Below are 26,493 nucleotides of genomic sequence, written 5' to 3' on the forward strand. Positions count from 1 at the left end.
ACGGACGTCACATCCTCCCCCTGGACATCCGCTCCGTCACGCCGCAGCGTGGCGCAGCAATCCCGCATGCGTGAGGAGCCTTCGCCCGGCATGTCCGCCGTTGCGTCCAGCCCCTATTCGTTGCTCGGCCTGGCCAGGGAGGCGCTGCGCGGCCATGCCGGGTGGCGGCCCGCCTGGCGCAGCACGGCCTCGCCGAAGGCGCGCTATCGCGTGGTGGTGGTGGGCGGCGGCGGGCATGGGCTCTCCACCGCCTATCACCTGGCCGTGGAACACGGCATCAGTGACGTGGCGGTGATCGAAAAGGGGCCGATCGGGCTCGGCAACGTGGGCCGCAACACGACCATCGTGCGATCCAACTATTTCGCCGCCGAGAACGTCCGCTTCTACGAGCACAGCCTGAAGCTGTGGGAGCGGTTCGAGCAGACGCATGGCTTCAACGCGATGGTCAGCCAGCGCGGCACGCTGAACCTGTTCCACTCCGACGGCCAGCGCGACCTCTTCGCCCGGCGCGCCAACCAGATGAGGATCGAGGGCGTCGAGTGCGAAGTACTGGACCGTGCGGCCGTGAAGCGCCTCGCGCCGCTGATCGAGCTCGATGACACGCGCTTTCCTGTGCTGGGCGGCTTCCTCCAGCGCCGCGGCGGCACAGTGCGGCACGACGCGGTGCCCTGGGCCTACGCGCGCTCCGCCAGCGCGCGCGGCGTGGACATCGTGGAGCACTGCGAAGTCACCGGCGTCCGGGTGGACGCTGGGCGCGTGACGGGCGTCGAGACCACGCGCGGGACCGTCGCGGCCGACAAGGTCGTGCTCTGCGTCGCCGGGGATTCGTCGCGCCTGGCGGCCATGGCCGGCTTCCGCCTGCCGATGGAAACGCATGTCCTGCAGGCCTTCGTGACGGAGGCGGTGAAGCCTTGCCTGGACATCGTCGTCACCTATGGGGCTGGCCACTTCTACGTCAGCCAGTCCGACAAGGGCGGCCTGGTCTTCGGCGGCCCGACCGACGGCCACAACAGCTACGCGCAGCGCGGCAACCTGCCGGTAGTGGAGGAGGTGCTGAGCGCGGGTGCCACGCTGATGCCGCGGCTCAAGCGGCTTCGCGTGCTGCGGCAATGGGGCGGGGTGATGGACATGTCGATGGACGGGAACCCGATCGTCTCCGCGACGCCGGTGGAGAACCTCTACCTCAACGGCGGCTGGTGCTATGGCGGTTTCAAGGCGGTGCCGGCGGGCGGGCTCTGCACCGCGCATCTCGTCGCGACGGGCACGCCGCATTCGCTCGCCGCACATTTCGGCCTGACGCGCTTCCGGGAGGGCCGCACCATCGACGAGCGCGGCGTCGGTCCCTACCCCTGGGCGCATTGACGTGCACCGCATTGCCTGCCCGCATTGCGGCCTGCGCGACGAGGCGGAGTTCTGTTATCGCGGCGACGCGACGCTGGCGCGGCCGGCCCCGGATGCGGGCATCGATGCATTCGTCGCCTATGTGTACGACCGCGACAACCCGCGGGGCTGGCACCTCGAATGGTGGCACCACGTCCAGGGCTGCCGGCGCGTACTGAAGGTCAGGCGCGACACCCTGACGCATGAGATCGCCTGGGTCGGCACGCCGGCCGAGGCGCCGCCGTGACGGGCTTTCGCCTGCCTGCCGGTGGCATGGTGGACCGCGCGCGGGCGCTGCGCTTCCGCTTCGACGGGCGGGACATGACGGGCCTGGCCGGCGACACGCTGGCCTCGGCGCTTCTGGCGAATGGCGTGCGCGTTCTCGGCCGTTCCTTCAAGTACCACCGTCCGCGCGGCGTGGTGACGGCGGGGCCGGAAGAGCCCTGCGCCCTGGTCGAACTGCGCGACGGCGCGCGGCGCGAGCCGAACACGCCGGCTACCGTGGTGGAGCTGTTTGACGGCCTGGTCGCCGCCAGCCAGAACCGCTGGCCCTCGCTGCGCTTCGATATCGGCGCGGTGAACGGGCTGCTCTCGCCGCTGCTGCCGGCCGGCTTCTACTACAAGACATTCAAATGGCCGGCGTCCTGGTGGGAGAACGTCTATGAACCGCTGATCCGGCACGCGGCCGGCCTGGGCCGGATCGCGGCGGCGCCGGACCCGGATCGCTACGAGCATGTCCACGCGCATTGCGACGTGCTGGTCGTGGGCGCCGGGCCGGCGGGGCTGGCCGCGGCGCGGATGGCGGCAGAGGCAGGCGCCCGCGTCATCCTTGCCGAGCAGGATTTCGCTGGGGGTGGCGGCGCCCTGCTGGACCGCGCGGCCGCGGGCTGGGCCGAGGCGACGGCTGCGGCGCTGCCGGCCGGCGTGTTGCGGACGCGCATGGCGGTGGTCGGCGCCTATGGCCAGGGCGTCTTCGCGGCGGTGGAACGCGTCGCGGACCATGTCGACGAGCCCGGCGCCACGCCGCGCCAGCGCCTGCACGTGATCCGCGCGCGCCGCGCGATCCTGGCGACGGGCGCGACCGAAAGGCTGGTCGCCTTCCCCGGCAACGACCGGCCCGGCGTGATGCTGACCGGCGCGGCGGTGGCTTATGCGCGCCGCTTCGGCGTCGCCGTCGGGCGCCGCGTCGCGGTCTTCACTCTGGACGATTCCGGGCATTGGGCAGCCCTGGCGCTGGCTGAAGCCGGCATCGATATCGCCGCGATCCTGGACCCGCGCGAGGAGAGCGCGGCGGCGGCCAGGTCGAGCGGCGCGGGACTGCGCGTCCTGAACGGGTGGGAGGCCTGTGGGACGGACGGCGCGCATGAAATCCATGGCCTGCGCGCGCGGCGGGTCGGCACGGAGGTCGCGGACTTTATCCAGGCGGATGCGCTGCTCGTCGCCGGTGGTCGGACGCCGGAGGTCGCGTTGGCGCACCAGGCCGGGCTGACGCTGGCGTGGGACGCCACCATCCATGCCTTCGTCCCGCAGGACGCGCGCGACGGCGTCACCGCCGCCGGCGCGGCGCGCGGCGTCTTCGGGCTCGCCGAGGCCGCAGCGGATGGCGCGCGCGCAGCGCGCGCGGCGCTGGCATCGCTCGGCTTCACCGCGGCCGAGGTGCCGCTGCCGGGCGCACCGGTCGCGGCCGCGCCGCCCGCGCCGATCGCGGAGATCCGCGCGCCGGGAAAGGCCTTTGTCGACCTTCAGCACGACGTCACGGCCGACGATTTGCGGCTCGCCGTGCGCGAGGGCTACGCGCATGCCGAACACGCCAAGCGCTACACGACGCATGGGATGGCGACCGACCAGGGGCGCATCGGCGGCCTGGTCGGCGCCGCCGTCATCGCCACTGCGCGCGATGTCACGATCGAACAGGTCGGCCTGCCGCGCCCGCGGCCTTTCGTGCGTCCGGTCGCCTGGGGCGCGCTGGCCGGCGCCGAAGTGGGGCAGCACTTCAAACCGGAACGACGCGTTCCCCTGCATGACTGGCACGAGGCGAACGGCGCGGTCTTCGTGCGGATCGGGCTTTGGCTGCGGCCGCTGGTCTATTCGGTGACGGGCGATACCTCCTGGCGGCCGGTGCTGGAGGAGGCGCGCAACGTCCGCCGCGCGGTCGGGCTGTGCGACGTGTCGTCGCTCGGCAAGGTGGATGTGCAGGGGCCGGACGCCGCAACCTTCCTCGACCGCATCTACGCCAACACCTTCTCGACGCTGCCGGTCGGCCGCGCGCGCTATGGGCTGATGCTGCGCGAGGACGGGATGCTGTTCGACGACGGCACCACCAGCCGGCTCGGACCCGACCACTTCCTGGTGACGACCACGACGCAGAAGGCGGACGATGTGCTGGCGCATATGGAATGGCACCTGGAGACCGTGTGGCCGGAGCTTGACGTCACCCTGACCGACGTCGCGGATAATTGGGCGCAGTTCGCCGTCGCCGGCCCGCGCGCACGGGGCGTGCTGCGGGCCATCGTGGACCGCGACCTGTCGAACGACGCGTTCCCCTTCATGGCGGCGGGCGAGGCGATCATCGCCGGCGTCCCGGGCCGTCTGTTCCGCATCTCCTTCTCCGGCGAGCTCGCCTATGAGGTCGCGGTGCCCGCGACGCGCGCGACGGAGGTCTGGGGGGCGATCCTCGCGGCCGGCGCGCCGCATGGCATCCGGCCCTACGCGCTGGACGCGCTGAACGTGCTGCGGATCGAGAAAGGGCACGTGACGGGCGGCGAGATCAACGGGCAGACCACGCCGGCGGATCTCGGCCTCGGGAAGTTGCTGAAGAAGAAGGGCGACTTCGTGGGACGCGCGCTGGGCGAGCGGCCGGGGCTGCGCGATCCGCAGCGCCTGCAGCTCGTTGGCATCCAGCCGGCGCGCGCGGGGGATCGCCTGCGCGGCGGCGCGCATCTCCGTGCGTCTGACGGCACCGGCCCGAGCCAGGGCTACGTCACCGCCGCCTGCATGGCCGCCGAGGAGGAAGGCTGGATCGGCCTGGCGCTGCTCGCCGGCGGCGCCGCACGGCATGGCGAGGTGCTGACCGCCGACAGCCCCGTCCATGACGAGGCGGTGCGCGTCGTCATCGGCAGCCCGCATCGCGTGGATCCGGAGAATGCCCGTGTCCGGGCATGAGGGCGTGACGATCGCGCGCGTCGCGGCGCCGCTCCACCAGGTTTCCGCCCGCCGCGGCGTCGATCTCGGCTTACGGCCCGGCCGCGCCGCGCCCTTCGGCGACGGCCTCGCGCTCTGCTTTGCGCTGGACACCGCAATCGTGGTCGGCGCCCGCCCGGACCTGCCGCCCGAACGCGCCGCCGCGGTGGACCAGTCCGGCGGCCTCGCGATGCTGCGCCTAGCCGGCCCCGCGGCGGCGGAGGTGCTGTCGCGGGGCTGCCGGCTCGACCTGCATCCCGCCGCCTTCCCCCCGGGCTCGGTCGCGCGCACGCCCATCGCGCAGGTCGCCGTGATCCTCTATCGTGCGGAGGCAACGACCTTCGACATCCTCGTGCCCGCGACCTTCGCCCACAGCTTCGAGCATTTCCTGCTGGCCGCCGCCGCGCCCTTCGGCTGCGCGCTGCTGCCCGCCGAGAGCCCATGACCATGCGAACCCATGCCCGCGCCGTTATCATCGGGGGCGGCGTCGTCGGCTGCTCCGTGCTGTATCACCTCGCGAAGATCGGCTGGCGGGACCTGCTGCTGCTCGACAAGAACGAGCTGACTTCCGGCTCCACTTGGCATGCCGCGGGCGGCGTGACGACGCTGAACTCCGACGCCAATGTCTCGCGGCTGCAGAAATACACCTTCGACCTGTATCGCGAGTTGGAAGCTGCGACGGGCCAGTCCTGCGGCATCCACCACAATGGCGGCTTCTACCTCGCGGCCAGCGACGGGCAGATGGATTTCCTCAAGCTGATCCACAGCCGCGCGCGCTACCTCGGCATGCAGACCGAGCTGATCTCCATCGCGGAAGCCAGGAAGAACAACCCGCTGATCGCCGAGGAATTCTTCAAGGGCGCTCTGTGGCGCGAGGATGGGGGCCATGTCGATCCCTGGCTGGTGACCCAGGCCTATGTCGCCGCCGCCCGCGCGCTGGGCGCGGAGGTGCAGCGCCACACCAAGGTCACGTCGTTGACCCCGCGCGCAGAAGGCGGGTGGGAGGTGACGACAGACAAGGGCAGGATCGTCGCGGATCACGTCGTGAACGCCGGCGGCCTCTGGGCGCGAGAGGTCGGGAAGATGGTCGGCCTGACCATCCCGCTGCTGGCCTATGAGCACCACTACATCGTCACCGACGCGCTGCCGGAACTCGCGGGCCGCGATCGCGAGATCATCAACACCAGCGACTTCACCGGCGAGATCTATCTCCGCCAGGAAGGCCAGGGCGCGCTGCTCGGCACCTATGAGCAGGCCGCCGTCGCCTGGGCCGAGCACGGCACGCCGGACGACTTCCACAGCCAGCTCCTGCCCAACGACCTCGAGCGCATTTCGCCTGAGCTGGAACGCGGCTTCCGGCATTTTCCCGCGCTCGCGAAGGTCGGGCTGAAGAAGGTGATCAACGGGCCCTTCACCTTCGCGCCCGACGGCAATCCGCTGGTCGGGCCGGTGAAGGGACTGCCGGGCTACTGGCTGGCCTGCGGCGTGATGGCGGGGTTCAGCCAGGGCGGCGGCATCGGGCTCGTGCTGTCGCGCTGGATGGACCGCGGCGATCCCGGCCAGGATGTGCTGGCGATGGACGCGGCGCGCTTCGGGATCTTCGCCACGCCCCGCTACACCCGCATCAAGACGGAGGAGAACTACCGCCGGCGTTTCCGCCTGGCCTATCCGAACGAGGAATTGCCGGCCGCGCGGCCCTTTCGCCGCACGCCGGTCTACGACCGGCTGAAAGCGCGCGGCGCGGTTTTCGGCGCGAATTTCGGGCTGGAGAACGCGCTGTGGTTCGCGCCCCCGGGCGTCGAGCCCGTGGAGGAGCCGACCTATCGCCGCTCCAACGCCTTCCCGCATGTGCGCGCGGAATGCCATGCGGTGCGGACCGGCGTCGGGCTCTACGAGACCTCGAACTACGGCAAGTACGAGGTGACGGGTCGCGGCGCGCGCCGCTGGCTCGATCGCGTCTTCGCCTGCCGCATCCCCAGGCCAGGCCGCATGGCGATCGCGCCGATGCTCAACGATGCCGGCCGCATCATGGGCGACCTGTCCATCGCCTGCATCGCAGAGGACCGCTACCTCATCGTCGGCTCCGGCTTCGCCGAGGCCTTCCACATGCGCTGGTTCTGGATGCAGTCGCCGCCCGACGATGTGCAGGTCCGCAGTGTCTGCTCGACGCTGACGGGCCTCGCGCTGTCGGGCCCGCGCGCGCGCGACGTGCTGTCGAAGGTCGCGGACGCCGACGTGTCGAAGGACGTTTTCAAGTTCTTCGCGGTGAAGGAGATGGCGGTCGGGATGTCGCCCGCTCTGGTGCAGCGCTGCGGCTTCACCGGGGAACTCGGCTACGAGATCTGGGTGACGCCGGACTACCAGCTCCAGCTCTTCGAGGATCTGATGGCGGCCGGCGAGGAGCATGCGCTGACGCTGTATGGCGGCCGTGCCATCTCCTCGCTGCGGCTCGAGAAGAACTACGGTAGCTTCAACAAGGATTTCCGCCCGGACTACACGCCCGGCGAAACCGGCCTCGATGCCTTCGTGGATTTCGGCAAGAACGTCGATTTCACCGGCCGTGCCGCGGTGCTGGCGGAGCGCGAGAAGGGTGCGGCGCGGCAATTCGTCACCTTTGTCGTGGACGCGCCCCATGCCGATGTCGTGGGCTACGAAGTCGTGCTGAAGGATGGCAAGCCTGTGGGGCACGTCACCTCCGGCGGATACGGTCACTGGGTCGGCAAGAGCCTCGCCTGCGGCTATGTCCCGCGTAACCTGGCGGAGGATAGCGCCGAATTCCGTATCGACATCCTGGGCAAGGAATGCCGCGCCGTGATCACCGCGAAGCCGCTGCACGACCCCGACGGGCTGCGGCTGCGCGCATGATCGAAAGCCCCTGCAACAAGGTCTGCGTGCTGGACGCCGTCACGGGCTGGTGCATCGGCTGCGGCCGCACGGGTGGCGAGATCGGCGCCTGGCTGACGATGACGGATGCGGAGCAGACGACGCTGGTCGCGCAACTGCCGGCGCGGCTCGCAAGCATGGTGACGCGCGACGGTCGGAGGGAGGCCAGGCGTGCTCGCGCGACGTCTGGCTGAGGTGCCCGTCCTGCTGGCGGATGGCGCGACGGGGACGAACCTCTTCGCCATGGGGCTCGCGAATGGCGAGGCGCCGGAACTTTGGCTCGATAGCCATCCCGACCGCATCGCCGCGCTGCACCGCGCGTTCGTGGAGGCTGGCGCGGACATCATCCTGACCAACAGCTTCGGCGGGAATGCACGGCGCCTGGCGCTGCACGGCCTGCAGCACCGCACGCGCGAACTGAACCGTCGCGCCGCAGAGATCGCGCGCGAGGTCGCGGATGCGGCCGGCCGGCCCGTGGTCGTCGCAGGCTCGGTCGGCCCGACCGGTGACCTGCTCGCCCCGCTGGGGCCGCTGACCGAGGGCGAGGCGACCGAGGTCTTCGCGGAACAGATCGCCGGGCTTTGCGAGGGCGGCGCCGACGTCGCCTGGATCGAGACGATGTCGGCGCCGGAGGAGATGCGCGCCGCTGCCGCCGCCGCGGCGCAGGCCCGCCTGCCCTGGACACTGACCGCGAGCTTCGACACCGCCGGCCGCACCATGATGGGGCTGATGCCGGACGCCTTCGCGAGCTTCGCGGCGACGCTGCCGACGCAGCCGCTGGCGATCGGTGCCAATTGCGGCGTGGGCGCGGCGGACCTCGTGGTCTCCGTCCTCGGCATCGCCGGCGACGAGCCCGCCGTCCCCGTGATCGCCAAAGCCAATGCCGGCATCCCCGTCGTGCTGGGCGACAGCGTGATCTATTCCGGCACGCCGGAGATCATGGAGGTCTACGCGCATCTCGCGATGGACGCCGGTGCGCGGATCGTCGGCGGCTGCTGTGGCACGACGCCCGCGCACCTCGCGGCGATGCGCCGGGCTCTCGATGCGCACGCGACGGGCCCGCGGCCGGCGATTGCCGCGATCATCGAAGCCCTCGGCCCTCTGGCGCAGCCGCCGCCGACCGCAGGCGCGGAACGCCGCGCCAGCCGCAGGAGAAGCGCATGAGCGACACGCCACGCCGGCGCGAACGCCCCGCGCGCAACCGCGCTGCCGCCAGCACGGCCCCCCTGCCCCGGCTGGAGGTGCCCTGGGCGCCGGTCGAGCTGTTCGACGCGGAGCAGCTTCAGAGGGTCCTCGACGCCGCCGCGCGCATCCTGGAGGAAGGCGGCCTCGAGATCCGCTCCGCGCGTGCGCGGGAGATCTACCGGAAACACGGCGCCGCGGTGGACGACGCGACGCAGATGGTGCGGCTGGACCGCGCGCTGGCCCGCGATCTCTGCGCCAAGGCGCCGGAGAACTTCGTCCTGCACGCGCGCAACCCCGCGCGCGACCTGCATGTCGGCGGGCGCGTCGTCAATTTCGGCCCGGTCAACGGCACGCCGCATGTCACGGACCTCGCGGGAGGGCGGCGCTACGGCACGCTCGAGGATTTCCGCTCCATCCTGAAGGTGACGCATGCGCTTGGCGTGCTGCACTGGCAGGGCGGCGTGGTGACGGAGCCCACGGACATCCCGGTGCCGTTGCGCCACCTCGAGATGTACCGCGCGCATGTCGAATGCAGCGACATCGTTTGGGCCGCGCGCGGCGTCGGGCTGGTGCAGGCCAGGGACGCGCTGGCGATGTCGGCGATCGAGCACGGCACGACGCCGGAAGGCCTGGCCGGTCGCCCGACGCTGATGACAGTGACCAACGTAAACTCGCCGCGCCGCGTGGACGAGGAGATCCTGGACAACATCATGCTGCTGGCCGAGCACGGCCAGGCCATCGTCATCACGCCGTTCACGCTCATGGGCGCGATGGCGCCGGTGACGCTCCCGGGCGCGCTGGCGCAGCAGACGGCCGAGGCGATGGGCATCATCGCGCTCGCGCAGATCATACGGCCGGGCTGCCCCTGCGTGCTCGGCGGCTTCACCTCGAACGTCGACATGCGCACGGGCTCGCCGGCCTTCGGCACGCCGGAATACGTGCACGCCACGCTCGGCGGCGCGCAGATCGCGCGCGCCCTGCGCATCCCCTACCGGTCCTCGGCGGTCTGCGCCTCGCCGGCCGCGGATGCGCAGGCGGCCTATGAGACAGGCTTCTCGCTCTGGGCCAGCGTGATGAGCCATTCCCACCTCATCAACCACGCCGCGGGATGGCTGGAAGGCGGGCTCGCCGCCAGCTTCGAGAAGGTCATCATCGACGCCGAGATGCTGCGCGCCTGGGCTGCGATGCTGAAGCCCGTCGCCTTCACCGACGACGACCTGGCAGTGGACGCCATCCTCGCAACGCCGCCGGGCGGACATTTCTTCGGCAGCCCGCACACGCTCGCGCGCTACGAGACCGCGTTCTGGCGGCCGATGCTGTCGGACTGGTCGAATTTCGAGAACTGGCGCGACGCCGGTGCCAAGGACGCGACGCAGCGCGCGGCGGAGATCTGGATACGCATGCTCGCGGGCTACGAGGCGCCGCCGCTCGATCCCGCGGTGAAGGAAGCGATCGACGACCATGTCGCGAAACGGCGTGACGAGCTCGGCGGGTGACGTTCCGCCTCGGGCAGGACCGGCTGGCGATCGCGGACGTGGCACGTGCCGCGCGCGGCGACACGGCGCCGTTGCACGCGGCGATCCGCGCCCGGCTCCCACCGCGGACGGAGGATCGCGAGCCTGGGCCGGATGTGGAGGCCGTCGCCGAGGTGCTGGACCGCTTCGCCTGACTTCGCGCTTGCCCACGCGGCGGGCCTGGGTTTCGATACCAGGACAGGGACAATGCGGGAGACGAGGGACATGAGCACCGAGATCCGCCGCCGCCATCTGCTGGCCGGCACCGTCGCGATCGGCGCCGCGGGCGCCATGCCCGCCTTCAGGGCCGAGGCCCAGTCGGGCCCCCGCCCCAACATCGCCGTGCGCGTTGAGCGCGACCCCGAGGTCGTCGACCCCGGCTTCCGCACCGGCCCGCATGACGGGAACATCTGCCGCGTCGTCTACCAGCGCCTGGCCAGGCACAAGAGCAACTCCGGCGAGCTGGAGCTGGATGCCGCGGCGGAGCTCACGCAGACCTCGCCGACGCTGATCGATTTCCGCCTCAAGCCCGGCCAGATGTTCACCGACGGCTTCGGCGAGATGACGGCCGAGGACGTCAAGTTCTCCATCGAGCGTATCGGGCTGGACCCCGCCGGCGGTGCTCGCCCCTCGCCTTATCGTGGCGACTGGGCGGGGCTGGAGCGCGTGGAGGTCACGGGCCAGTACACCGGCCGCATCGTGCTGGCGCGTCCCAATGCCGGGCTTATGGCGATCGCGATCGGCGACGTGTCGGGCTGCATCGCCAGCAAGCGCGCGGTCGAGGGGCGCGGCGTCGAGCACAACACGAAGCCCGTGGGATCGGGCCCCTACACGGTCGCGTCGCTGGAGCGCCAGCGCGGCGCGACGCTGCGCGCCAACCCGGCCTATGCCGGCACAAAGCCGGCCTTCCAGGAGGTCGCGGTGCGCTTCATTCCCGACCACCGCGCGACGGAACTCGCGCTGCGCGCCGGCGAGCTCGATTTTGCGATCCTGCCGCCCACCAACGCCGAGCCTCTGCGCGGCGTGCAGGGCCTGACGGTGAGCGAACAGCCGGGCCTGCAATACATCTGGCTCGGCATGAACATGGAAAAGGCGCCGCTCAACGACCTGCGCGTACGACAGGCGATCCGGCTCGGCCTCGACGTCGACCAGATGCTGATCGCGGGCTACAACGGCAAGGCGCCGCGGCTGAACGCGCTGGTGCCCGCGCCGATCCTTGGCAACTGGCCGGATGCGCCGGTCTATCGCCGCAATGTCGCGGAGGCGCGCCGCCTGCTGGCCGAGGCCGGCGTGCGCAATCCCCGCGTCAAGCTGCTGGTGCTGAACCAGCCGGCCTTCCAGAACATGGCGCTGGTCGCGCGGGCGCTGCTGCAGGAGGTCGGCGTCACAGTGGAGGTCGATGCGCGCGACGGCGGCGGCTTCTGGTCGGCCGGCCGCGGCGACGCCGGCCGCGACATCGAGATGTACATGACGGTGTTCAACGGCAAGCTCGACCCGAACTTCGTCATGCAGTGGTTCGTGACCAGCCAGATCGGCACCTGGAACTGGCAGCGCTTCGCCAGCCCCGAATTCGACCGCCTGTTCGAGCAATCCGCGGCGGAACTCGATCCCGCGCGTCGGCGTGCGATGGTGATCGAGGCGCAGCAGATCATGGACCGCTCGGCCGCCTTCGTCTGGCTGACCAACAACGTCTCCTTCGTCGCGCACCGGTCCTGGCTCCGCCCGGCTTCGGTGCCGGGCTGGCTGGACTGGCAGTACGACGGCTTCACGGCGGCCTGACCCGTGGATCGCGGGACGGCCCGCTACCTCGCGAGCCGTCTCGTCACCTCGGTGCTGATCGTGCTGGGGGCGATGCTGCTGCTCTTCGCGCTCTCCGCGCTGGTGCCGGGCGACCCCGCGGCGACGCTGCTGGGGCCGCAGGCGACGCCCGAATATGCACGGCGCTTCATCAGCGAGATGGGGCTGGACCGCCCACTGCCTGAGCGCTTCTGGCTGTTCTTCCGCAACGTGCTGGCGGGCAATCTTGGCGTCGACGTGCTGTCGGGCCGGTCGGTTGCAGGGATGGTGCTGGCGGTCATCCCCTACACCTTCATCCTGACCTTCGCCTCGATCGGGCTGGCGGTGCTAACTGGCGTGCCGCTCGGCATCTTCGCGGCGACGCATCGCGGCAGCCCGGCGGACAACCTCCTGGCCTTCGTCTCCGTCGCCTTCATCGCCGTGCCGAGCTTCGTCGTCGCGATCATGCTGCTGCTGGTCTTCTCGATCTGGCTGGATTGGCTGCCGGTGCTCGGTGCGGGGAACACGGACGACCTCTGGGACCAGGCGAAGCGGCTGGTGCTGCCGACCGCGGCACTCGCGCTCGGCTGGGTCGGATTCATCGCGCGGCTGGTGCGGAGTTCCATGCTGGAGGTGATGGGCGAGCCATATATCCGCACGCTGCGCGCCTACGGCATCAGCGAAAGCCTGGTGACGTACAAGTACGCGCTGAAGAACGCCTGCATCCCTACCATCGCGCTGCTCGGCCTCGGCATCGGGCGGCTGCTGGGCGGGGCGGTGCTGGTGGAGATCGTCTTCGCGCGGCCGGGGCTCGGCCGGCTGATCTACGACGCCATTTCGATCCGCAACTTCCCCGTGGTTCAGGGCGCGGTGCTGGTGGTGGTGGTGCTGTTCGTACTGGTGAACCTGCTGGTGGACCTCTCCTATTCCGCGATCGACCCGCGCATGCGACGCGACACCGCACGGTGAGGACGCTGCGTTCCATCGGCCTGGTGCTGCGGCGGGTCTGCGGCACGCTGCCGGGCGGATTCGGTGGGGCGATCGTGCTGCTGGTGATGGTCGCCGCGACCTTCGCGCCCTGGGTCGCGACGCATGATCCCGATGGGCTAGACGTGATGAACCGCTTCGCGGGACCGTCGGCAGATCATTGGCTCGGCACCGACCATCTGGGCCGCGACCTCTTTTCCCGGCTTGTGCATGGCGCGACGGTCGCGATGGCCGTCGCCCTCAGCGCCATTGCGCTGGCGCTTGCGGTGGGCACGCCGCTCGGCATCCTCGCGGCCTGGCTGCCGGCGCAGGGCGAGCGGCTGGTGCTGATCGTCTTCGACGTCATCTCCTCCTTTCCCTCGCTGGTGCTGGCGCTGGCGATCGTGGCGGTGTTCGGGCCTTCCACCCTCATGGTCGTCATCATCGTCGGCATCACGCTGACCCCGCATTTCGGCCGCATCGCGCGCGCCCAGGTGCTGGCGCTGAAATCCGCCCCCTTCCTGGAAGCGGAGCGCATCCTGGGCGCGGGCTTCCCGCGCATCGTATGGCATCACATCCTGCCGAACATCCTGGGCCCGCTGATCGTGCTGGCGTCGATGGACATCCCCGTCGTCATCGCGATCGAGGCGGGGCTGTCCTTCCTCGGCCTCGGTGTGCGGCCGCCGCTGGCGAGCTGGGGCGTGCTGATCCAGGACGGCTACCAGTTCCTCTCGGACAGCGCGATTCCCGTCGTCGTCTCCTCCGCCGCACTGGCGCTCGCCACCCTCGGCTTCACCCTGTTCGGCGAGGCGCTTCGCGACGCGGTGGACCCGCGCATCCGGCAGGAGCGCTGAGTAGTGACGGCGCCCCTGGTCTCCATCCGCGGCCTGACGCTGGAAGCCGCGACGGCGCGAGGGACGGCGCGCATCCTGTCGGGGGTGGACCTCGATATCGGGCGCGGGCGGATCCTGGGAATCGTTGGCGAATCCGGGTCCGGGAAATCGTCGCTGGCAAGCTGCCTGCTGCGGCTGCTGCCGGCGAATGTGACGCGGCTGTCCGGCCAGGTGGATTTCGCGGGGACGGAACTGCTCGGCCTTACCGACGCCGCCATGGCCGGATTGCGCGGCACGCGCATTGCCATGATCTTCCAGGACCCGATGACGGCGCTGAACCCGCTCTTCACCATCGGGACGCATCTGGTGGACGTGATCCGCCGCCGCGCGCCGGGCGTGCCGCGCCGCGAGGCGCTGGCACGCGCCGAGGCGATGCTAGCGCGGGTCGCCATCCCCGACGCTCGGGACCGTCTGACAGCCTATCCCCACCAGCTCTCGGGCGGCATGCGCCAGCGCGTGATGATCGCGATGGCGCTGCTCGCGGGACCCGAGCTGCTGCTGGCCGACGAGCCCACCACCGCGCTGGACGCCACGGTAGAGGCGCAGATCGTGGCCCTGCTGGATGCGCTGCGGAGCGAGGTCGCGGGCAGCATCGTCTTCATCTCCCACCATCTCGGTCTCGTCGCGCAGCTCTGCGACGATCTCTGTGTGATGTATGGCGGCACGGTGGTGGAGACGGGGCCAGTCGGCTCGGTGCTGGACGGTCCGCGCCATCCCTATACGCGCGCGCTGCTGGCGTGCGAGATTGAGGATGGCGACGAAGGACGCTTGGTATCCATCCCCGGCGAGGTCCCGGATCCCGTGCAGCCGCCGCCAGGCTGCATCTTCGCCCCTCGCTGCGAATTCGTACGCGATCACTGCCGCGCCGAAGTGCCCGCCGCGCGGGAGATCGCGCCGCAACGCCGCTCCGCCTGCCACTTCGCGGAGACGCTGCCGTGACCGCTCCGCTGGTGCAGTTCGAGCGGGCGAGCGTGGCCTACGGGCGGGTACGCGCGATGGACGACGTCACGCTCGACGTCGCGCGCGGCGCAATCACCGGGCTCGTCGGCGAATCCGGGTCGGGCAAGACCACGCTCTGCCGCGCGCTGCTCGGCCTGGCGCCGGTCGCCTCCGGCCGCGTGGTGTTCGAGGGCCAGGATGTGGCCGCCCACCTCACCCGCGGCGCGCGGGCCTTCCGGCGGCGCGTGCAGATGCTGCTGCAGGACGCCGTCGCCTCGCTCAGCCCGCGCATGACGCTCGGCGCCGCGCTGGAGGAGCCGCTGCGCATCCACGGCCTGCCGATGGCCGAAGGCCGCCCGCGGCTGTCGGCCATCCTGCGCCGGCTCGGCCTGCCCGAGGACATCAGGGGCAAGTATCCCCACCAGGTATCCGGCGGCCAGGCGCGCCGTGTCGGCGTGGCGCGAGCGCTGGTCATGCAGCCCGAGTTGATCGTGGCAGACGAGCCGACCGCGGGTCTCGACGTCTCCGTGCAGGGAGATCTGCTGAACCTGATGCTCGACCTGCAGCGGGAATTTGGCCTGACCTATCTCATCGTGAGCCACAACCTGAACGTCGTGCGCCGCATCACGGAGCGGACGGCAGTGATGTATCTCGGCCAGATCGTGGAGGAGGCACCGAGCGCCGCGCTGTTCCGCCGGCCCGCGCATCCCTACACGGCCGCGCTGCTCTCGACCAACCCGAGCGTCCAAGCCGCGCGGCCGCGCGGCCGCATCGTGCTGCAGGGCGAGATCCCGAGCATGCTGGCGCCGCCCTCTGGCTGCCGCTTCCACACGCGCTGCCCGGTCGCGCAGCCCCGCTGCGCCAAGGAAGCGCCCGGTCTGGCAGAGGTCGAGCCCGGCCGTTCCGCCCGCTGCCATTTCCCCTTCGTGCTGGCGCTTTCGTCGTGACGCCGGACGCGATCGAGGCGCTCGCGCTGCGCGCGCTGACCCAGGCCGGCGCCACGCCGCACCAGGCCGCGCCCGTCGCGCGATCCGTCCGCCGCGCGGAGGAGGACGGCATCGGCCCTGTCGGCCTTGGCTACCTCCCCACCTATCTCGCGCATCTCCGCAGCGGCAAGGTCCGCGGCGATGCGCGACCGGTCGTCGAACGGCCACGGCCAGGTGTCGTGCAGGTGGACGCCGCGCATGGCTTCGCGCATCCCGCCTTCGATACCGGCCTAGCCGCGCTTGTCGCCGCCGCGCGTGCCAACGGCGTCGCCGCCATGGCGATTGCCCGCAGCTATTCCATCGGCGTGCTCGGCCATCCCGTGGAGGACATCGCCGGCCGTGGGCTGGTAGCGCTGGCGATGACGAACTCGCCGCCAAACATGGCGGTCTGGGGCGGGCGGCGGAAGCAGTTCGGCACCAACCCCATCGCATTCGCCATCCCGCGCGATCCCGCGCCGATAGTGGTGGACATGGCGACGACCGTCGTGACGAAGGTCGCGCTCGCCGCGCGGGCGGCCGCCGAGGAGCCGATCCCACCGGATTGGGCGCTGGACGCGGAAGGCCGCCCGACGACCGACGCCAGGGCCGCGATGGGCGGCGCGATGTTGCCCTTCGGCGGCGCCAAGGGCGCCAATGTCGCGCTTCTCGTGGAGCTCTTCGCCGCCGTGCTGACCGGCGCGGCGCTGTCACGCGAGGTGCAGCCCTATGCCGTCGCGGAGGGGCCTCCGCCCGGCGTCGGGCAGTTCTTCCTGGCCTGCGATCCCGCTGCCTTCGCGCCGGGCTTCGCGGATCGCCTGGCGACGCTGGCCGCGGCCATCACGGAGGAAGCGGGCGTGCGCCTGCCCGGCGACCGGCGGCTCGCCGCTCGGGCCGCCGCGGCGGCGCAGGGTATCGCGGTGCCGCCAGACCTGCTCGCGCGCATCGAGGCCCTGGCATGAAGATCACGGCGATCCGGGCGACGCCCGTCAACATCCCGCTCGAGCTGCCCTACCTCTGGAGCTACGGCGCGCTCGCCGGCTTCTCCAAGACCATTGTCGAGGTCGAGACGGATGAGGGGATCACCGGGCTCGGCGAGGGTCCTTCGCCCGGCAATGTCGCGACCGTCGAGAAGGCCATCGCACCGCGCCTGGTCGGCCGCGATCCCTTCGACATTCAGGGCGCCGAGGAGCTCTGCCTGCCGAGCTGGCGCGGGGTGGGCACGACGGACGTGGACCTCGCCGCCATCCGCGCCTTTGGCGCCGTCGAGATGGCGCTGTGGGACATCAGGGGCAAGGCATGGGGCCAGCCGCTCTACCGGCTGCTCGGCGGCGCGCATCGCACCGCCATTCCCTTCACCGACTACTTCGCCTTTCGCGAGGGCGGCGAGAGCATGCCGGAGCAGGTGCGCGACTACTGCCTGGCGCTGCACGAAGCCCACGGTACGACGATGTTCGAGGGCAAGCTCTCCACCGCCGATCCCGCGCCCTCGATCCGCGTGCTGGAGCTGCTCCGCGAGGCGCTGGGCCCTGATGCCGTGCTGCGCGTGGACAGCAACAAAGCCTATTCCCTGACCGAGGCGCGGCGTATCGCCCGCGCGATCGAGCGGCTCGACATCCGCTGCTGGGAAGACCCGGTCGCTAGCTTCGAGGAGATGGCGCAGCTTCGCCGCCATACCGCGATCCCGTTTTCCGTCCACACGCCCGACATCAGGCGCGCTGTTGCGCTCGGCGTCCCCGACGCCTTCTGCACGGACGTGAACGTGCATGGCGGCCTCGGCCGTGCGCTGCGCTTCGTCGGCGCCTGCGAGGCGATGAACCTCGACTTCTGGTGCTACTCCGGCGATTCCGGGATCGCGAGCGCGGCCTATCTGCACCTGGCTGCCGCGCTGCCGCATATCCGCGAGCCCAGCCAGTCGCTCTTCCGCATGCAGCCACTCGACGTGATCGAAGAAGGGCCCTTCCGCCCCCAAGGCAACCTGGTTCCGGTGCCGCAGGGGCCGGGCCTCGGCGTGACGCTGTCAAAGGACAGGCTCGCGCATTGCCACCGGCTCTTCCTGGAACAGGGCCCCTACGACAAGTTCCGCGATCCCGACCGGCCGGGCGTCTTCCGCCGGCTGCCGTTGAGGTGACGAGATGCACGAACACGACGACATGCCGCCGCTGTACTTCACGTATCTCAACCGCTTCGACATCGAGGCGTTGAAGATCTCCGACGACGAGATCATGGCGGCGGTCGAGGAGCAGCTCGCGACCCAGGGCCGGGGCGAGGCCGTGATCGAGCCGCGCATGCACCTCGAGCCCGGTGTCGCGCGCGGACATTTCAACGTGCTGCGCGGCAGCCTGGGCGGGGAGGTGGACAGCGCGGGCGTCAAGGTCGTCTCCGACTTCTACGACAACTACCTGCACAAGCTGCCGAGCGAGCTTGCGCTGCTGCTGCTGTTCGACCGCTTCAAGGGCGTGCCGAAGGCGATCATCGATGCCTCCGCCATCACGGACATGCGCACCGGCGCGGTGACTGCAATCGGTGCGAAGTACCTGGCGCCGAAGGGGGCGAAGGTGCTGGGCCATATCGGCGCGCGCGGCACGGCGTACTGGAACGTGCGGCTGATGGACCGGATCTTCGACTTCGACGAGATCCGCGTCCATTCCCGCCGTAGGGAAAGCCGGGATGCCTTCGGCGCCAAGCTGGAACGCGACCTCGGGAAGAAGATCGTCGTCACCGACGACTGGGAAAGCTGCATCCGCGGCGCGGATATCGTGGTCGAGGCGTCGCGCCTGACGGAGCCCGAGCCACTGCTGAAGACCGAATGGATCAGGAAGGGCGCGCTGGTCATGCCCTATGGCACGATGAGCGCGGTGGAAGTCTCGCTCGCCGACATCGCGGACAAGTTCCTGATGGACCATTTCGGCCAGGCGCGGGCGGGGCGCTTCGGCGCGCTCAAGCCGCTCTTCGACGCGGGCAAGCTGCATCCCGGGCGCTACCACGCGGAGATCGGCCAGGTCGTGGCGGGCCTGAAGCCCGGCCGCGAACGCGACGACGAGACGATCCTGTTCTGGCACCGCGGCCTGTCGCTGTCCGACATCGCGCTGGGGCACGCGATGCTGAAGAAGGGCGAGAAGCTCGGCATTGGCCAGCGGCTGCGATTTGCATGACCTTCATCGCGAATGCCCGGATGTATGCGGTGGCGCCGGAGGCGGAAGCCGCCTGGCAGGCGCTGATCGCGCATGTGGCGGCCGAGGCGGAGGTGGCGCTCGGCTACCTCCCCTACCCCGCGCCGCAGCCGCTCGAGGATCTCTGGCGCCGGCCGGACCTGGGCTGCGTGCAGATGTGCGGCTACCCCATCGCGCTGCGCATCGCCGATGTCGTGCCGCTGGCCGCGCCAATCCCGGCGCTGCCCTGGGCTGGCGGGCGGGCGGTCTATCGCTCCGACCTGATCGTGCGGGCGGACAGCCCGTTCCGGACGCTGGAGGACAGCTTCGGGCATCGCGTGGGCTGGACCGTCAGCCACTCGCATTCCGGCTTCAACGCGCTGCGGCACCACCTGCTGCCGCATTGGCGAGCGCGGGGCGGACCGCTCTATGCCGAAGCGAAGGGCGACCTGGTCACGGCGCGCCGCATCCTGGATTCCGTGCTGGACGGCAGCATCGACATCGGGCCGCTGGATGCCTTCTGGCATGCCCTCATCGCGCGCTACCGGCCCGAACTGACCTCGGGCATCCGGGTGCTGGAAGCGACCGACCTCGCGCCCATGCCGGCGTTCGTCGCCGCGCCCGGCCTGCCGCCCGACGCGGTCGCGAGGCTGCGCGAGGCCTTCGCGGCGGCAGTCTCCCGCCCCTGGTTCCCGAAGCTGGGGGAGGCGCTGCTGGTCGCGGGTTTCGCCCCGGTGGACCAGGCGAGCTTCGCCACCACCCTGGCCTGGGACCGGGAAGCGGTGGCCGCCGGCTACCCCCTGCCCGCCTGAGCGGATGACAGCGGGGCGGCGGCGTCCTACATGGAACGGCGCGACCACACCCCGGGGTTGAGAGCATGCCCGAGGAGATCATCCTCGCCGACCTGCCCGACGATGAGCTCGTCACGCAAATGCACCAGGATCTCTACGACGGCCTGAAGCCGGAGATCGAGGAAGGCGTGAACCTCCTGCTCGCCCGCGGCTGGACGCCCTATGACGTACTGACGAAGGCGCTGGTCGAGGGCATGCGCATCGTCGGCGAGGACTTCCGCGACGGCATCCTCTTCGTGCCGGAAGTGCTGATGGCAGCGAACGCCATGAAGGCCGGCATGGCGATCCTGCGGCCCCTTCTGGCTGAGACTGGCGCGCCGAAGCTCGGCAAGATGGTCATCGGGACCGTGAAGGGCGACATACACGACATCGGCAAGAATCTCGTCGCGATGATGATGGAAGGCGCGGGGCTCGAGGTCGTGGATCTCGGCATCAACACCTCCGTCGAGACCTTCCTCGACGCGATCGAGAACCACAGGCCGGATATCCTCGGCATGTCGGCGCTGCTGACCACGACCATGCCCTACATGAAGACGGTGATCGAGGCGCTGAAGGCCAAGGGAATCCGCAACGACGTCATCGTCCTGGTCGGCGGCGCCCCGGTAAACGAGAGCTTCGCCGAGGCGATCGGCGCGGATGCCTATTGCCGCGACGCCGCGGTTGCGGTGGAGACGGCGCAGCGCTTCCTGACCCAGGGCGCACCGCCGAGCAAGGCGGCGTGACGCCCCCACGCACGCTGCTGATCGCATGCGGCGCGCTGGCGCGCGAAGTGAAGGCCGTGGTCGCGGCGAACGGCTTGCCGTTCGACATCGAATGCCTGCCCGCTATCCTGCACAACCGGCCCGACCGCATCCCCGAGGCCGTGCGCGCGCGCATCGCCGTGGGCCGGCGCACGCATGACCGCATCCTCGTCCTCTACGGCGATTGCGGCACGGGGGGCGCGCTGGATGCGGTGCTGGCCGAGGAAGGGGTGGAGCGGATCGAAGGCCCGCATTGCTACGCCTTCTACGCCGGCGAGGCCACCTTCGACGCGCTAATGAAGGAGGAGATCGGCAGCTTCTTCCTGACCGACTACCTCGCGCGGCATTTCGACCGGCTGGTCTGGCGCGGTCTCGGTCTCGACCGCCACCCCGAATTGCTGCCCGAGATCTTCGGCCATTACACTCGCGCCGTGCACCTCGTGCAGCAGGATGACCCGGCCGTGCGCGCGAAGGCGGCGGCCGCGGCGGAGCGGCTGCGCCTGCCGCTCGTCACGCGCGAGACCGGCCTCGCGGGGCTGTCGCGGTTCCTGGCGGCCTGAATGCCGGAGCTTCTGCTGATCGCCTGGCGCGGCATCCCGGCGCAGCTCCTCGCCCGCGACGGACGGCGCAGCGCGCGGCGCGAACTGGCGCCGCGCTTCGCCGAGGCGATCGACCGCGCCGCCATGCGCGGCGGTGCGCGTGACGAAACGGCCTATCTCGCGGGCTGGACACGCACGCCGCTCGGGCCTTGCGGCGAGGACCTCGACTCCGCGGTGGCGGACGCCGCCGGGCGGATCGAGGCGGAATACGATGCCGAGCGCCTGGCCGCGCTCGTCCAAGCCGGCGGCGTCGCGTGACCGATCACGCCGTCGTCTTCACGCCGTCCGGCAAACGCGGCCGTTTCGCCGAGGGCACGACGCTGCTGCAGGCTGCGCGCGCGCTCGGCGTGGACCTCGACAGCGTCTGCGGCGGGCGCGGCATCTGCGGCCGCTGCCAGGTCGTGCTGCAGCCCGGCGAGCACCTGAAGCACGGCATCACAAGCCGCGCCGACCACGTGACGCCGCAGGACGCGGCAGAGGCGCGGCTGGCGGCACGCGGCAAGCTCGTTCCCGGCCGCCGCCTCGGCTGCCAGGCGCGCCTGTCGGGCGACGTCGTGGTGGATGTCCCGCCGGAGCAGCAGGTCCATCGCCAGGTCATCGCCAAGACCGCCGATGCGCGGCCCGTCGAGCTCGATCCCGTTGTCACGCTGCACCACGTCGCGGTCGCCAGGCCTGACATGCACGACCCCCGCAGCGATGCGCGCCGCCTGCAGGAAGCGCTCGCCGCGGAATGGGGGCTTACGGAGCTTGCGCTGCCGCTGCCCGTGCTCGGCACGCTGCAGCGCGCGCTGCGGGAGGGCGACTGGGCGGTGACGGTGGCGGTCCGGCACCGGCGTGACGTCGTGGCTGTCTATCCGGGCTTCGTCGATGCCGTGCAGGGCGTTGCGGTCGATCTCGGCTCCACCACCATCGCCGCGCACCTCTGCGACCTCGCGACCGGCGAGGTGCTGGCCTCAGCCGGCGCGATGAACCCGCAGATCCGCTTCGGCGAGGACCTGATGAGCCGGGTCTCCTACGCCATGATGAACCCGGGCGGCGCGGCGGCGCTGACCCGGGCCGCGCGCGAGGCGCTGTCGGAGCTGATCGCCAACCTCGCCGCACGCGCCGGCATCGCGCCCGATCGCATCGCTGAGGTTGTCGTCGCCGGCAACCCCGTGATGCACCACTTGCTCCTCGGCATCGATCCCGTGGAGCTCGGCGCCGCACCCTTCGCGCTGGCGGTGGACGACGCGCTGGATGTGCCGGCGCGCGATCTGGGCCTTGTCATCGCGCCCGGCCCTTTCGTGCATGTGCTGCCCTGCATTGCCGGCCATGTCGGCGCCGACGCCGCGGCGCTGGTGCTGTCGGAAGCGCCGCACCGCTCGGACGAACTGACGATGCTGGTGGATGTCGGCACCAACGCGGAAATCGTGCTGGGCAATCGCGACCGGCTGCTGGCCTGTTCCTCCCCGACCGGGCCGGCCTTCGAAGGCGCACAGATCAGCGCAGGCCAGCGCGCCGCGCCTGGCGCGATCGAGCGGATCCGCATCGACCCCGCCACGCTAGAGCCGCGCTTCAAAGTCATCGGCTGCGATCCCTGGTCCGACCAGCCCGGCTTCGAGGAAGCGGTGGCGCGCAGCGGCGTCACCGGCATCTGCGGGTCTGGCATCATCGAGGCGGTGGCGCAGATGCACCTGGCCGGCATCCTGCGCAGCGACGGCAGCCTCGACGGCTCGCTCGCCGCGCGTAGCTGGCGCGTGCGCGAGGAGTACCGCAGCTTCACCTACCTGATCCGCGAGGACGGCCCGCGAATCGCGGTCACCCAGCACGATGTGCGGGCCATCCAGCTCGCCAAGGCCGCGCTGCATGCCGGCGCCAAGCTGCTGATGAAGCGGCTTGGTGTCACCGAGGTGCCCCGCATCCGGCTTGCCGGCGCCTTCGGAGCACATATCGATCCGACGCATGCGCTGGTGCTCGGGCTGGTGCCGGACTGCGCGCCGGAGGCGATCATGTCGGTCGGGAACGCGGCGGGCCACGGGGCGCGCATCGCGCTGCTGAATGCCGCGGCGCGCCGCGAGCTGCAGGACGTCGTCCGCCGCATCGAGAAGGTCGAGCCGGCAATCGACCCTGATTTCCAGACGGAGTTCGTCGCTGCCATGGCAATTCCGCACGCGACCGACCCCTATCCGCGCCTGTCGCAACACGTCGCGCTGCCGGCCCGTGCCGAGGCGCCCCGCCGCCGTGGCCGCCGGTGAGCCGCGCCGCGAGGGCGACGCGATGGTCGCGCAGTCGGCGGACGTCGATCAGGCGTCCGCCGTGCCGAGTTGCCCTGCGCGGCTCGGGCGGCGCGACAGACGACGTGCCACGACGTAGAACACCGGCGTGAAGAGCAGACCGAGGAGCGTCACGCCGATCATGCCGTAGAACACCGCGACGCCGAGGCTCTGCCGCATCTCCGCGCCTGCGCCGGTCGCAACGGTGAGAGGCAGGACGCCGAGGATGAAGGCAAGGCTCGTCATCAGGATCGGGCGAAGTCGCGTCCGCGCTGCCGCAGCCGCCGCCTCCCACCTCGAAGCGCCGGCGTCTTCCGCCGCCCGGGCGAACTCGACGATGAGGATCGCATTCTTGGCGGCAAGGCCGATCAACACCACCAGCCCGACCTGCACCAGCACGTTGTTGTCGAGCCCCGAATACCCGACGCCGAGCAGCGCCGCGAGCACCGCGGCCGGGGCGATCAGCACGACGGCGAGCGGCAGCAGCCAGCTCTCGTACATCGCCGCCAGGACAAGGAAGACAAAGACGACCGCGAGCCCGAAGGCGAGCGGCGCCGTGTTGCCGGCAATCCGCTCCTGCAGCGCGAGCTCGGTCCACTCGTAGCCGAAGCCCTCCGGCAGGCTGGTGCGCAGCACCTGCTCCATCGCGGCGATCGCCTGGCCCGTGGAAACCCCCGGCAGTGCCGATCCCTGTACCTCGGCGGCCGGGAACAGGTTGTAGCGCGGCATGCGGTAGGGGCCGGAGGTCTCCTGGAACGTGGCGATGCTGCCAAGCGGCACCATCGCGCCCGCGTCGGTGCGGGTGCGCAGCCGCGCCAGGTTCTCGAGGTCGGCGCGGTGGTTCATGTCGGCCTGTGCCGTGACGCGCCAGGTGCGGCCGAGCAGGTTGAAGTCGTTCACGAAGGCCGAGCCCATGTAGATGCCGAGCGCGTCGTGCACGCGGGAGATCGGCACGCCCAGCATCTCCGCCCGGGTGCGGTCGATCTCGGTCCGGATCTGCGGCGTCGAGGTGTTGTAGAGGCTGAAGGCGAAGGCGATGCCGGGCGTGCCGTTGGCAGCGCCGAGCACCTGCCAGACCGCGCGCTCCAGCTCCTGCGGACCGCGGCCGGCACGATCCTGGATCATCAGCTTGAATCCGCCGCCGGTGCCGATGCCGGGCACTGGCGGCGGCGGCAGGACCAGCACCTGCGCGTCCTGGTCGGCCATCAGCCGCCCCTGCAGCTCGCGCAGGATGCCATTGCCGGTCAGGCCTAGCCGCGCGCGCTCCTGGAACGGCTTGAGGCTCGCGAAGACCACGCCGGTGTTCGGCGCGTTGGTAAAGGTGGCGCCGTCGAAGCCTACGAATGCAACGGCGCTTTCGACGCCGGGCGTGGCCAGGATGGCGTCCGAGGCGCGGCGCACCACCGCATCCGTCCGGCTGAGGTTGGAGCCGGGCGGAAGCTGGAAGGCAGCGATGAAGTAGCCGCGGTCGAGCTGCGGGATGAGGCCGGTCGGCGTCGTCAGCACGCTGTGACCTGTGGCGGCAAGCACGCCGCCATAGAGCAGCAGCACCAGAACCGGCAGCCGGACAAGACGCCGCGTCAGAGTCCCGTAGCCCCGCGAGAGCCGCTCGAACAGCCAGTTGAAGCCACGGAAGAACAGGCCGACCGGCGCCAGCAGCCGGCGGCGCGGCACGTCGTGGCCGTGCGGCTTCAGCAGCCGCGCGGCCAGGGCGGGCGAGAGGGTCAGCGACACCAGCGCCGAGAGGACGGTCGCGACCGAGATGGTCGCCGCGAACTGCCGGTAGAAGTCGCCGGAGATGCCGCTGATGAAGGCGGTCGGCAGGAAGACGGCGACGAGCACGAGGGCGATGGCGATCAGCGCGAAGCCGACCTCGTCCATGGTGCGCCGTGCCGCCTCGAGCGGCGAGAGCCCCTCGGCCATGTGGCGCTCGACGTTCTCGACCACGACGATCGCGTCGTCCACCACGATGCCGATCGCCAGGATCAGGCCGAAGAGCGTGAGCGAGTTCAGCGTGAAACCGAAGGCCAGAAGCACGCCGAAGGTGCCAATGATGGAGACGGGAATGGCGAGCAACGGGATGATGGCGGCGCGCCAGTTCTGCAGGAACAGCACGACGACCAGCACTACCAGCAGCACGGCCTCGGCGAAGGTGGTCAGCACCGCTTCCATGTTCTGCGCGATGAAGCGCGTGGTGTCATAGACGACGCTATAGCCGATGCCGGCGGGGAAGCCGGGCGCGGCCTCCTCCATCGTCCGGCGCACGGCCGCCGCGGTGGCAAGCGCATTCGTCCCGGGACGCTGGAAGATGCCGATGGCGATCGCGTTCTGGTTGTTCAGGAGGGCATTGACCGTGTAGTCGGCGGCGCCGATCTCGGTTCGCGCGACGTCGCGCAGGCGAATGGGCGCGCCGTTCGCGCCGGTGCCGACCACCTGCTCGTCGAACTGCTCGGGCGAGGTCAGGCGGCCCTGGGCCTGGAGGCTGATCTCGAAGGCACCGGCCTCCACCGCGCGCGGCGCCTGGCCGATTGCGCCGGCCGCGACCTGCACGTTGACCCGCCGCAGGGCGTCCACCACGTCGCCGGCGGCGAGCCCCCGGGCCGCGAGCCGGTCGGGGTCCAGCCAGACGCGCATCGCGTAGTCGCGCGCGCCGAACATGATCGCGTCACCCACGCCGTTCAGCCGCGACAGCCTGTCCTTGATGTTCAGCGTCGCGAAGTTGGAGACGTACTCCGGGCTGCGGCTGCCGTCGGGCGACGTCAGGTGCACCACCATCAAGAGGTCTGGCGAGGCCTTCTTCACGGTGATGCCGAGGCGCCGCACCTCCTCCGGCAGGCGCGGCTCCGCAACAGCGACGCGGTTCTGCACCAGCACTTGCGCCTGGTCCACGTCGGTGCCCTGGCGGAAGACGATGCTGACGGTGACGCGCCCGTCGCCGGTGGACTGGGAGGACAGGTAGAGCATCCCGTCCACCCCGTTCACCTCCTGCTCGATCGGCCCCGCGACCGTCTGCGCGATCGTCTCGGCCGAAGCGCCGGGATAGAGCGCCGTCACCTGCACGGTCGGCGGAGCGATGTCCGGATATTCGGCGATCGGCAGGCGCATCGCCGCGATGGCGCCGAGCAGCGTGATCGCGATGGAGAGCACGGCGGCGAAGACCGGGCGGTCGATGAAGAAGCGCGCGAGGCGCATGGCACGATGCTTTCCGGTTGCGTTGACGC

Annotated in this window: 23 protein-coding genes; 22 read left to right on the forward strand and 1 reads right to left on the reverse strand. The window is 70.8% G+C overall.

Annotated features, from left to right (window positions below):
• Positions 1-90: 90 nt before the first annotated feature.
• The 22 genes from ACLF3M_RS14155 (at position 91) to ACLF3M_RS14260 (ending at position 23,254) form a co-directional block, all read left to right on the forward strand.
• Complete coding sequence (locus ACLF3M_RS14155; RefSeq protein WP_430657582.1) at positions 91-1,362, forward strand: sarcosine oxidase subunit beta family protein; 1,272 nt, start codon at positions 91-93, stop codon at positions 1,360-1,362.
• A gap of 1 nt (position 1,363) precedes the next feature.
• A complete protein-coding gene (locus ACLF3M_RS14160) occupies positions 1,364-1,627 on the forward strand; it encodes a sarcosine oxidase subunit delta (RefSeq protein WP_430657583.1) in 264 nt (87 codons plus the stop codon).
• Entirely contained in the window at positions 1,624-4,542 is a 2,919-nt protein-coding gene (locus ACLF3M_RS14165) for a sarcosine oxidase subunit alpha family protein (protein ID WP_430657584.1), read from the forward strand. The genes ACLF3M_RS14160 and ACLF3M_RS14165 overlap by 4 nt, the downstream gene beginning before the upstream one ends.
• Complete coding sequence (locus ACLF3M_RS14170; protein ID WP_430657585.1) at positions 4,529-5,005, forward strand: sarcosine oxidase subunit gamma; 477 nt, start codon at positions 4,529-4,531, stop codon at positions 5,003-5,005. The genes ACLF3M_RS14165 and ACLF3M_RS14170 overlap by 14 nt, the downstream gene beginning before the upstream one ends.
• 2 nt (positions 5,006-5,007) lie before the next feature.
• Positions 5,008-7,425 (forward strand): GcvT family protein, encoded by a 2,418-nt coding sequence (locus ACLF3M_RS14175; RefSeq protein ID WP_430657586.1) that lies wholly within the window; start codon positions 5,008-5,010, stop codon positions 7,423-7,425.
• Positions 7,422-7,637 carry a DUF1289 domain-containing protein gene (locus ACLF3M_RS14180; protein ID WP_430657587.1) on the forward strand — a complete coding sequence of 72 codons (216 nt, stop codon included), beginning with the start codon at positions 7,422-7,424 and terminating at the stop codon, positions 7,635-7,637. Before ACLF3M_RS14175 ends, ACLF3M_RS14180 begins: the two co-directional genes overlap by 4 nt.
• Positions 7,615-8,607 carry a betaine--homocysteine S-methyltransferase gene (gene bmt, locus ACLF3M_RS14185; RefSeq protein WP_430657588.1) on the forward strand — a complete coding sequence of 331 codons (993 nt, stop codon included), beginning with the start codon at positions 7,615-7,617 and terminating at the stop codon, positions 8,605-8,607. The genes ACLF3M_RS14180 and bmt overlap by 23 nt, the downstream gene beginning before the upstream one ends.
• The gene (locus tag ACLF3M_RS14190) at positions 8,604-10,124 is read left to right on the forward strand and encodes a trimethylamine methyltransferase family protein (RefSeq protein WP_430657589.1); all 1,521 of its coding nucleotides are present in this window, start codon (positions 8,604-8,606) and stop codon (positions 10,122-10,124) included. Before bmt ends, ACLF3M_RS14190 begins: the two co-directional genes overlap by 4 nt.
• On the forward strand, positions 10,121-10,297 hold the full coding sequence (locus ACLF3M_RS14195; RefSeq protein ID WP_430657590.1) for a hypothetical protein: 177 nt from the start codon (positions 10,121-10,123) through the stop codon (positions 10,295-10,297). The genes ACLF3M_RS14190 and ACLF3M_RS14195 overlap by 4 nt, the downstream gene beginning before the upstream one ends.
• A 70-nt stretch (positions 10,298-10,367) precedes the next feature.
• Complete coding sequence (locus ACLF3M_RS14200; protein ID WP_430657591.1) at positions 10,368-11,921, forward strand: ABC transporter substrate-binding protein; 1,554 nt, start codon at positions 10,368-10,370, stop codon at positions 11,919-11,921.
• Between the two features lie 3 nt (positions 11,922-11,924).
• Positions 11,925-12,887, forward strand: a complete 963-nt coding sequence (locus tag ACLF3M_RS14205) for an ABC transporter permease (protein ID WP_430657592.1) — start codon at positions 11,925-11,927, stop codon at positions 12,885-12,887.
• A complete protein-coding gene (locus ACLF3M_RS14210; RefSeq protein WP_430657593.1) occupies positions 12,884-13,738 on the forward strand; it encodes an ABC transporter permease in 855 nt (284 codons plus the stop codon). The genes ACLF3M_RS14205 and ACLF3M_RS14210 overlap by 4 nt, the downstream gene beginning before the upstream one ends.
• A gap of 3 nt (positions 13,739-13,741) precedes the next feature.
• A complete protein-coding gene (locus ACLF3M_RS14215; protein ID WP_430657594.1) occupies positions 13,742-14,716 on the forward strand; it encodes an ABC transporter ATP-binding protein in 975 nt (324 codons plus the stop codon).
• Complete coding sequence (locus ACLF3M_RS14220; protein ID WP_430657595.1) at positions 14,713-15,663, forward strand: oligopeptide/dipeptide ABC transporter ATP-binding protein; 951 nt, start codon at positions 14,713-14,715, stop codon at positions 15,661-15,663. Before ACLF3M_RS14215 ends, ACLF3M_RS14220 begins: the two co-directional genes overlap by 4 nt.
• Complete coding sequence (locus tag ACLF3M_RS14225; protein ID WP_430657596.1) at positions 15,660-16,640, forward strand: Ldh family oxidoreductase; 981 nt, start codon at positions 15,660-15,662, stop codon at positions 16,638-16,640. The genes ACLF3M_RS14220 and ACLF3M_RS14225 overlap by 4 nt, the downstream gene beginning before the upstream one ends.
• Positions 16,637-17,809 (forward strand): mandelate racemase/muconate lactonizing enzyme family protein, encoded by a 1,173-nt coding sequence (locus ACLF3M_RS14230; RefSeq protein WP_430657597.1) that lies wholly within the window; start codon positions 16,637-16,639, stop codon positions 17,807-17,809. Before ACLF3M_RS14225 ends, ACLF3M_RS14230 begins: the two co-directional genes overlap by 4 nt.
• A gap of 4 nt (positions 17,810-17,813) precedes the next feature.
• Positions 17,814-18,833, forward strand: coding sequence for an ornithine cyclodeaminase family protein (locus ACLF3M_RS14235; RefSeq protein ID WP_430657598.1), 1,020 nt, complete (start codon positions 17,814-17,816; stop codon positions 18,831-18,833).
• The gene (locus ACLF3M_RS14240) at positions 18,830-19,642 is read left to right on the forward strand and encodes a phosphate/phosphite/phosphonate ABC transporter substrate-binding protein (RefSeq protein ID WP_430657599.1); all 813 of its coding nucleotides are present in this window, start codon (positions 18,830-18,832) and stop codon (positions 19,640-19,642) included. Before ACLF3M_RS14235 ends, ACLF3M_RS14240 begins: the two co-directional genes overlap by 4 nt.
• A gap of 65 nt (positions 19,643-19,707) precedes the next feature.
• Positions 19,708-20,403 carry a corrinoid protein gene (locus tag ACLF3M_RS14245; protein WP_430657600.1) on the forward strand — a complete coding sequence of 232 codons (696 nt, stop codon included), beginning with the start codon at positions 19,708-19,710 and terminating at the stop codon, positions 20,401-20,403.
• Entirely contained in the window at positions 20,400-20,981 is a 582-nt protein-coding gene (locus ACLF3M_RS14250) for a DUF1638 domain-containing protein (protein WP_430657601.1), read from the forward strand. Before ACLF3M_RS14245 ends, ACLF3M_RS14250 begins: the two co-directional genes overlap by 4 nt.
• Entirely contained in the window at positions 20,982-21,278 is a 297-nt protein-coding gene (locus tag ACLF3M_RS14255) for a virulence factor (RefSeq protein WP_430657602.1), read from the forward strand.
• Entirely contained in the window at positions 21,275-23,254 is a 1,980-nt protein-coding gene (locus tag ACLF3M_RS14260) for an ASKHA domain-containing protein (RefSeq protein WP_430657603.1), read from the forward strand. The genes ACLF3M_RS14255 and ACLF3M_RS14260 overlap by 4 nt, the downstream gene beginning before the upstream one ends.
• Positions 23,255-23,302: 48 nt before the next feature.
• Here ACLF3M_RS14260 and ACLF3M_RS14265 read toward each other — a convergent pair whose 3' ends face one another.
• Positions 23,303-26,464 carry an efflux RND transporter permease subunit gene (locus ACLF3M_RS14265; RefSeq protein ID WP_430657604.1) on the reverse strand — a complete coding sequence of 1,054 codons (3,162 nt, stop codon included), beginning with the start codon at positions 26,462-26,464 and terminating at the stop codon, positions 23,303-23,305.
• Positions 26,465-26,493 lie beyond the last annotated feature (29 nt).

It is taken from the genome of Falsiroseomonas sp. HW251, assembly GCF_050563545.1.
Taxonomy (GTDB): domain Bacteria; phylum Pseudomonadota; class Alphaproteobacteria; order Acetobacterales; family Acetobacteraceae; genus Falsiroseomonas.

Excerpts from the sequence above, each read along its gene's own strand:
- ACLF3M_RS14180 (WP_430657587.1), top strand. The coding sequence starts at position 7,422 with ATGATCGAAAGCCCCTGCAACAAGGTCTGCGTGCTGGACGCCGTCACG.
- ACLF3M_RS14190 (WP_430657589.1), top strand. The coding sequence starts at position 8,604 with ATGAGCGACACGCCACGCCGGCGCGAACGCCCCGCGCGCAACCGCGCT.
- ACLF3M_RS14175 (WP_430657586.1), top strand. The coding sequence starts at position 5,008 with ATGCGAACCCATGCCCGCGCCGTTATCATCGGGGGCGGCGTCGTCGGC.
- ACLF3M_RS14245 (WP_430657600.1), top strand. The coding sequence starts at position 19,708 with ATGCCCGAGGAGATCATCCTCGCCGACCTGCCCGACGATGAGCTCGTC.
- ACLF3M_RS14230 (WP_430657597.1), top strand. The coding sequence starts at position 16,637 with ATGAAGATCACGGCGATCCGGGCGACGCCCGTCAACATCCCGCTCGAG.
- ACLF3M_RS14200 (WP_430657591.1), top strand. The coding sequence starts at position 10,368 with ATGAGCACCGAGATCCGCCGCCGCCATCTGCTGGCCGGCACCGTCGCG.
- ACLF3M_RS14240 (WP_430657599.1), top strand. The coding sequence starts at position 18,830 with ATGACCTTCATCGCGAATGCCCGGATGTATGCGGTGGCGCCGGAGGCG.
- ACLF3M_RS14155 (WP_430657582.1), top strand. The coding sequence starts at position 91 with ATGTCCGCCGTTGCGTCCAGCCCCTATTCGTTGCTCGGCCTGGCCAGG.
- ACLF3M_RS14265 (WP_430657604.1), bottom strand. The coding sequence starts at position 26,464 with ATGCGCCTCGCGCGCTTCTTCATCGACCGCCCGGTCTTCGCCGCCGTG.
- ACLF3M_RS14235 (WP_430657598.1), top strand. The coding sequence starts at position 17,814 with ATGCACGAACACGACGACATGCCGCCGCTGTACTTCACGTATCTCAAC.
- ACLF3M_RS14255 (WP_430657602.1), top strand. The coding sequence starts at position 20,982 with ATGCCGGAGCTTCTGCTGATCGCCTGGCGCGGCATCCCGGCGCAGCTC.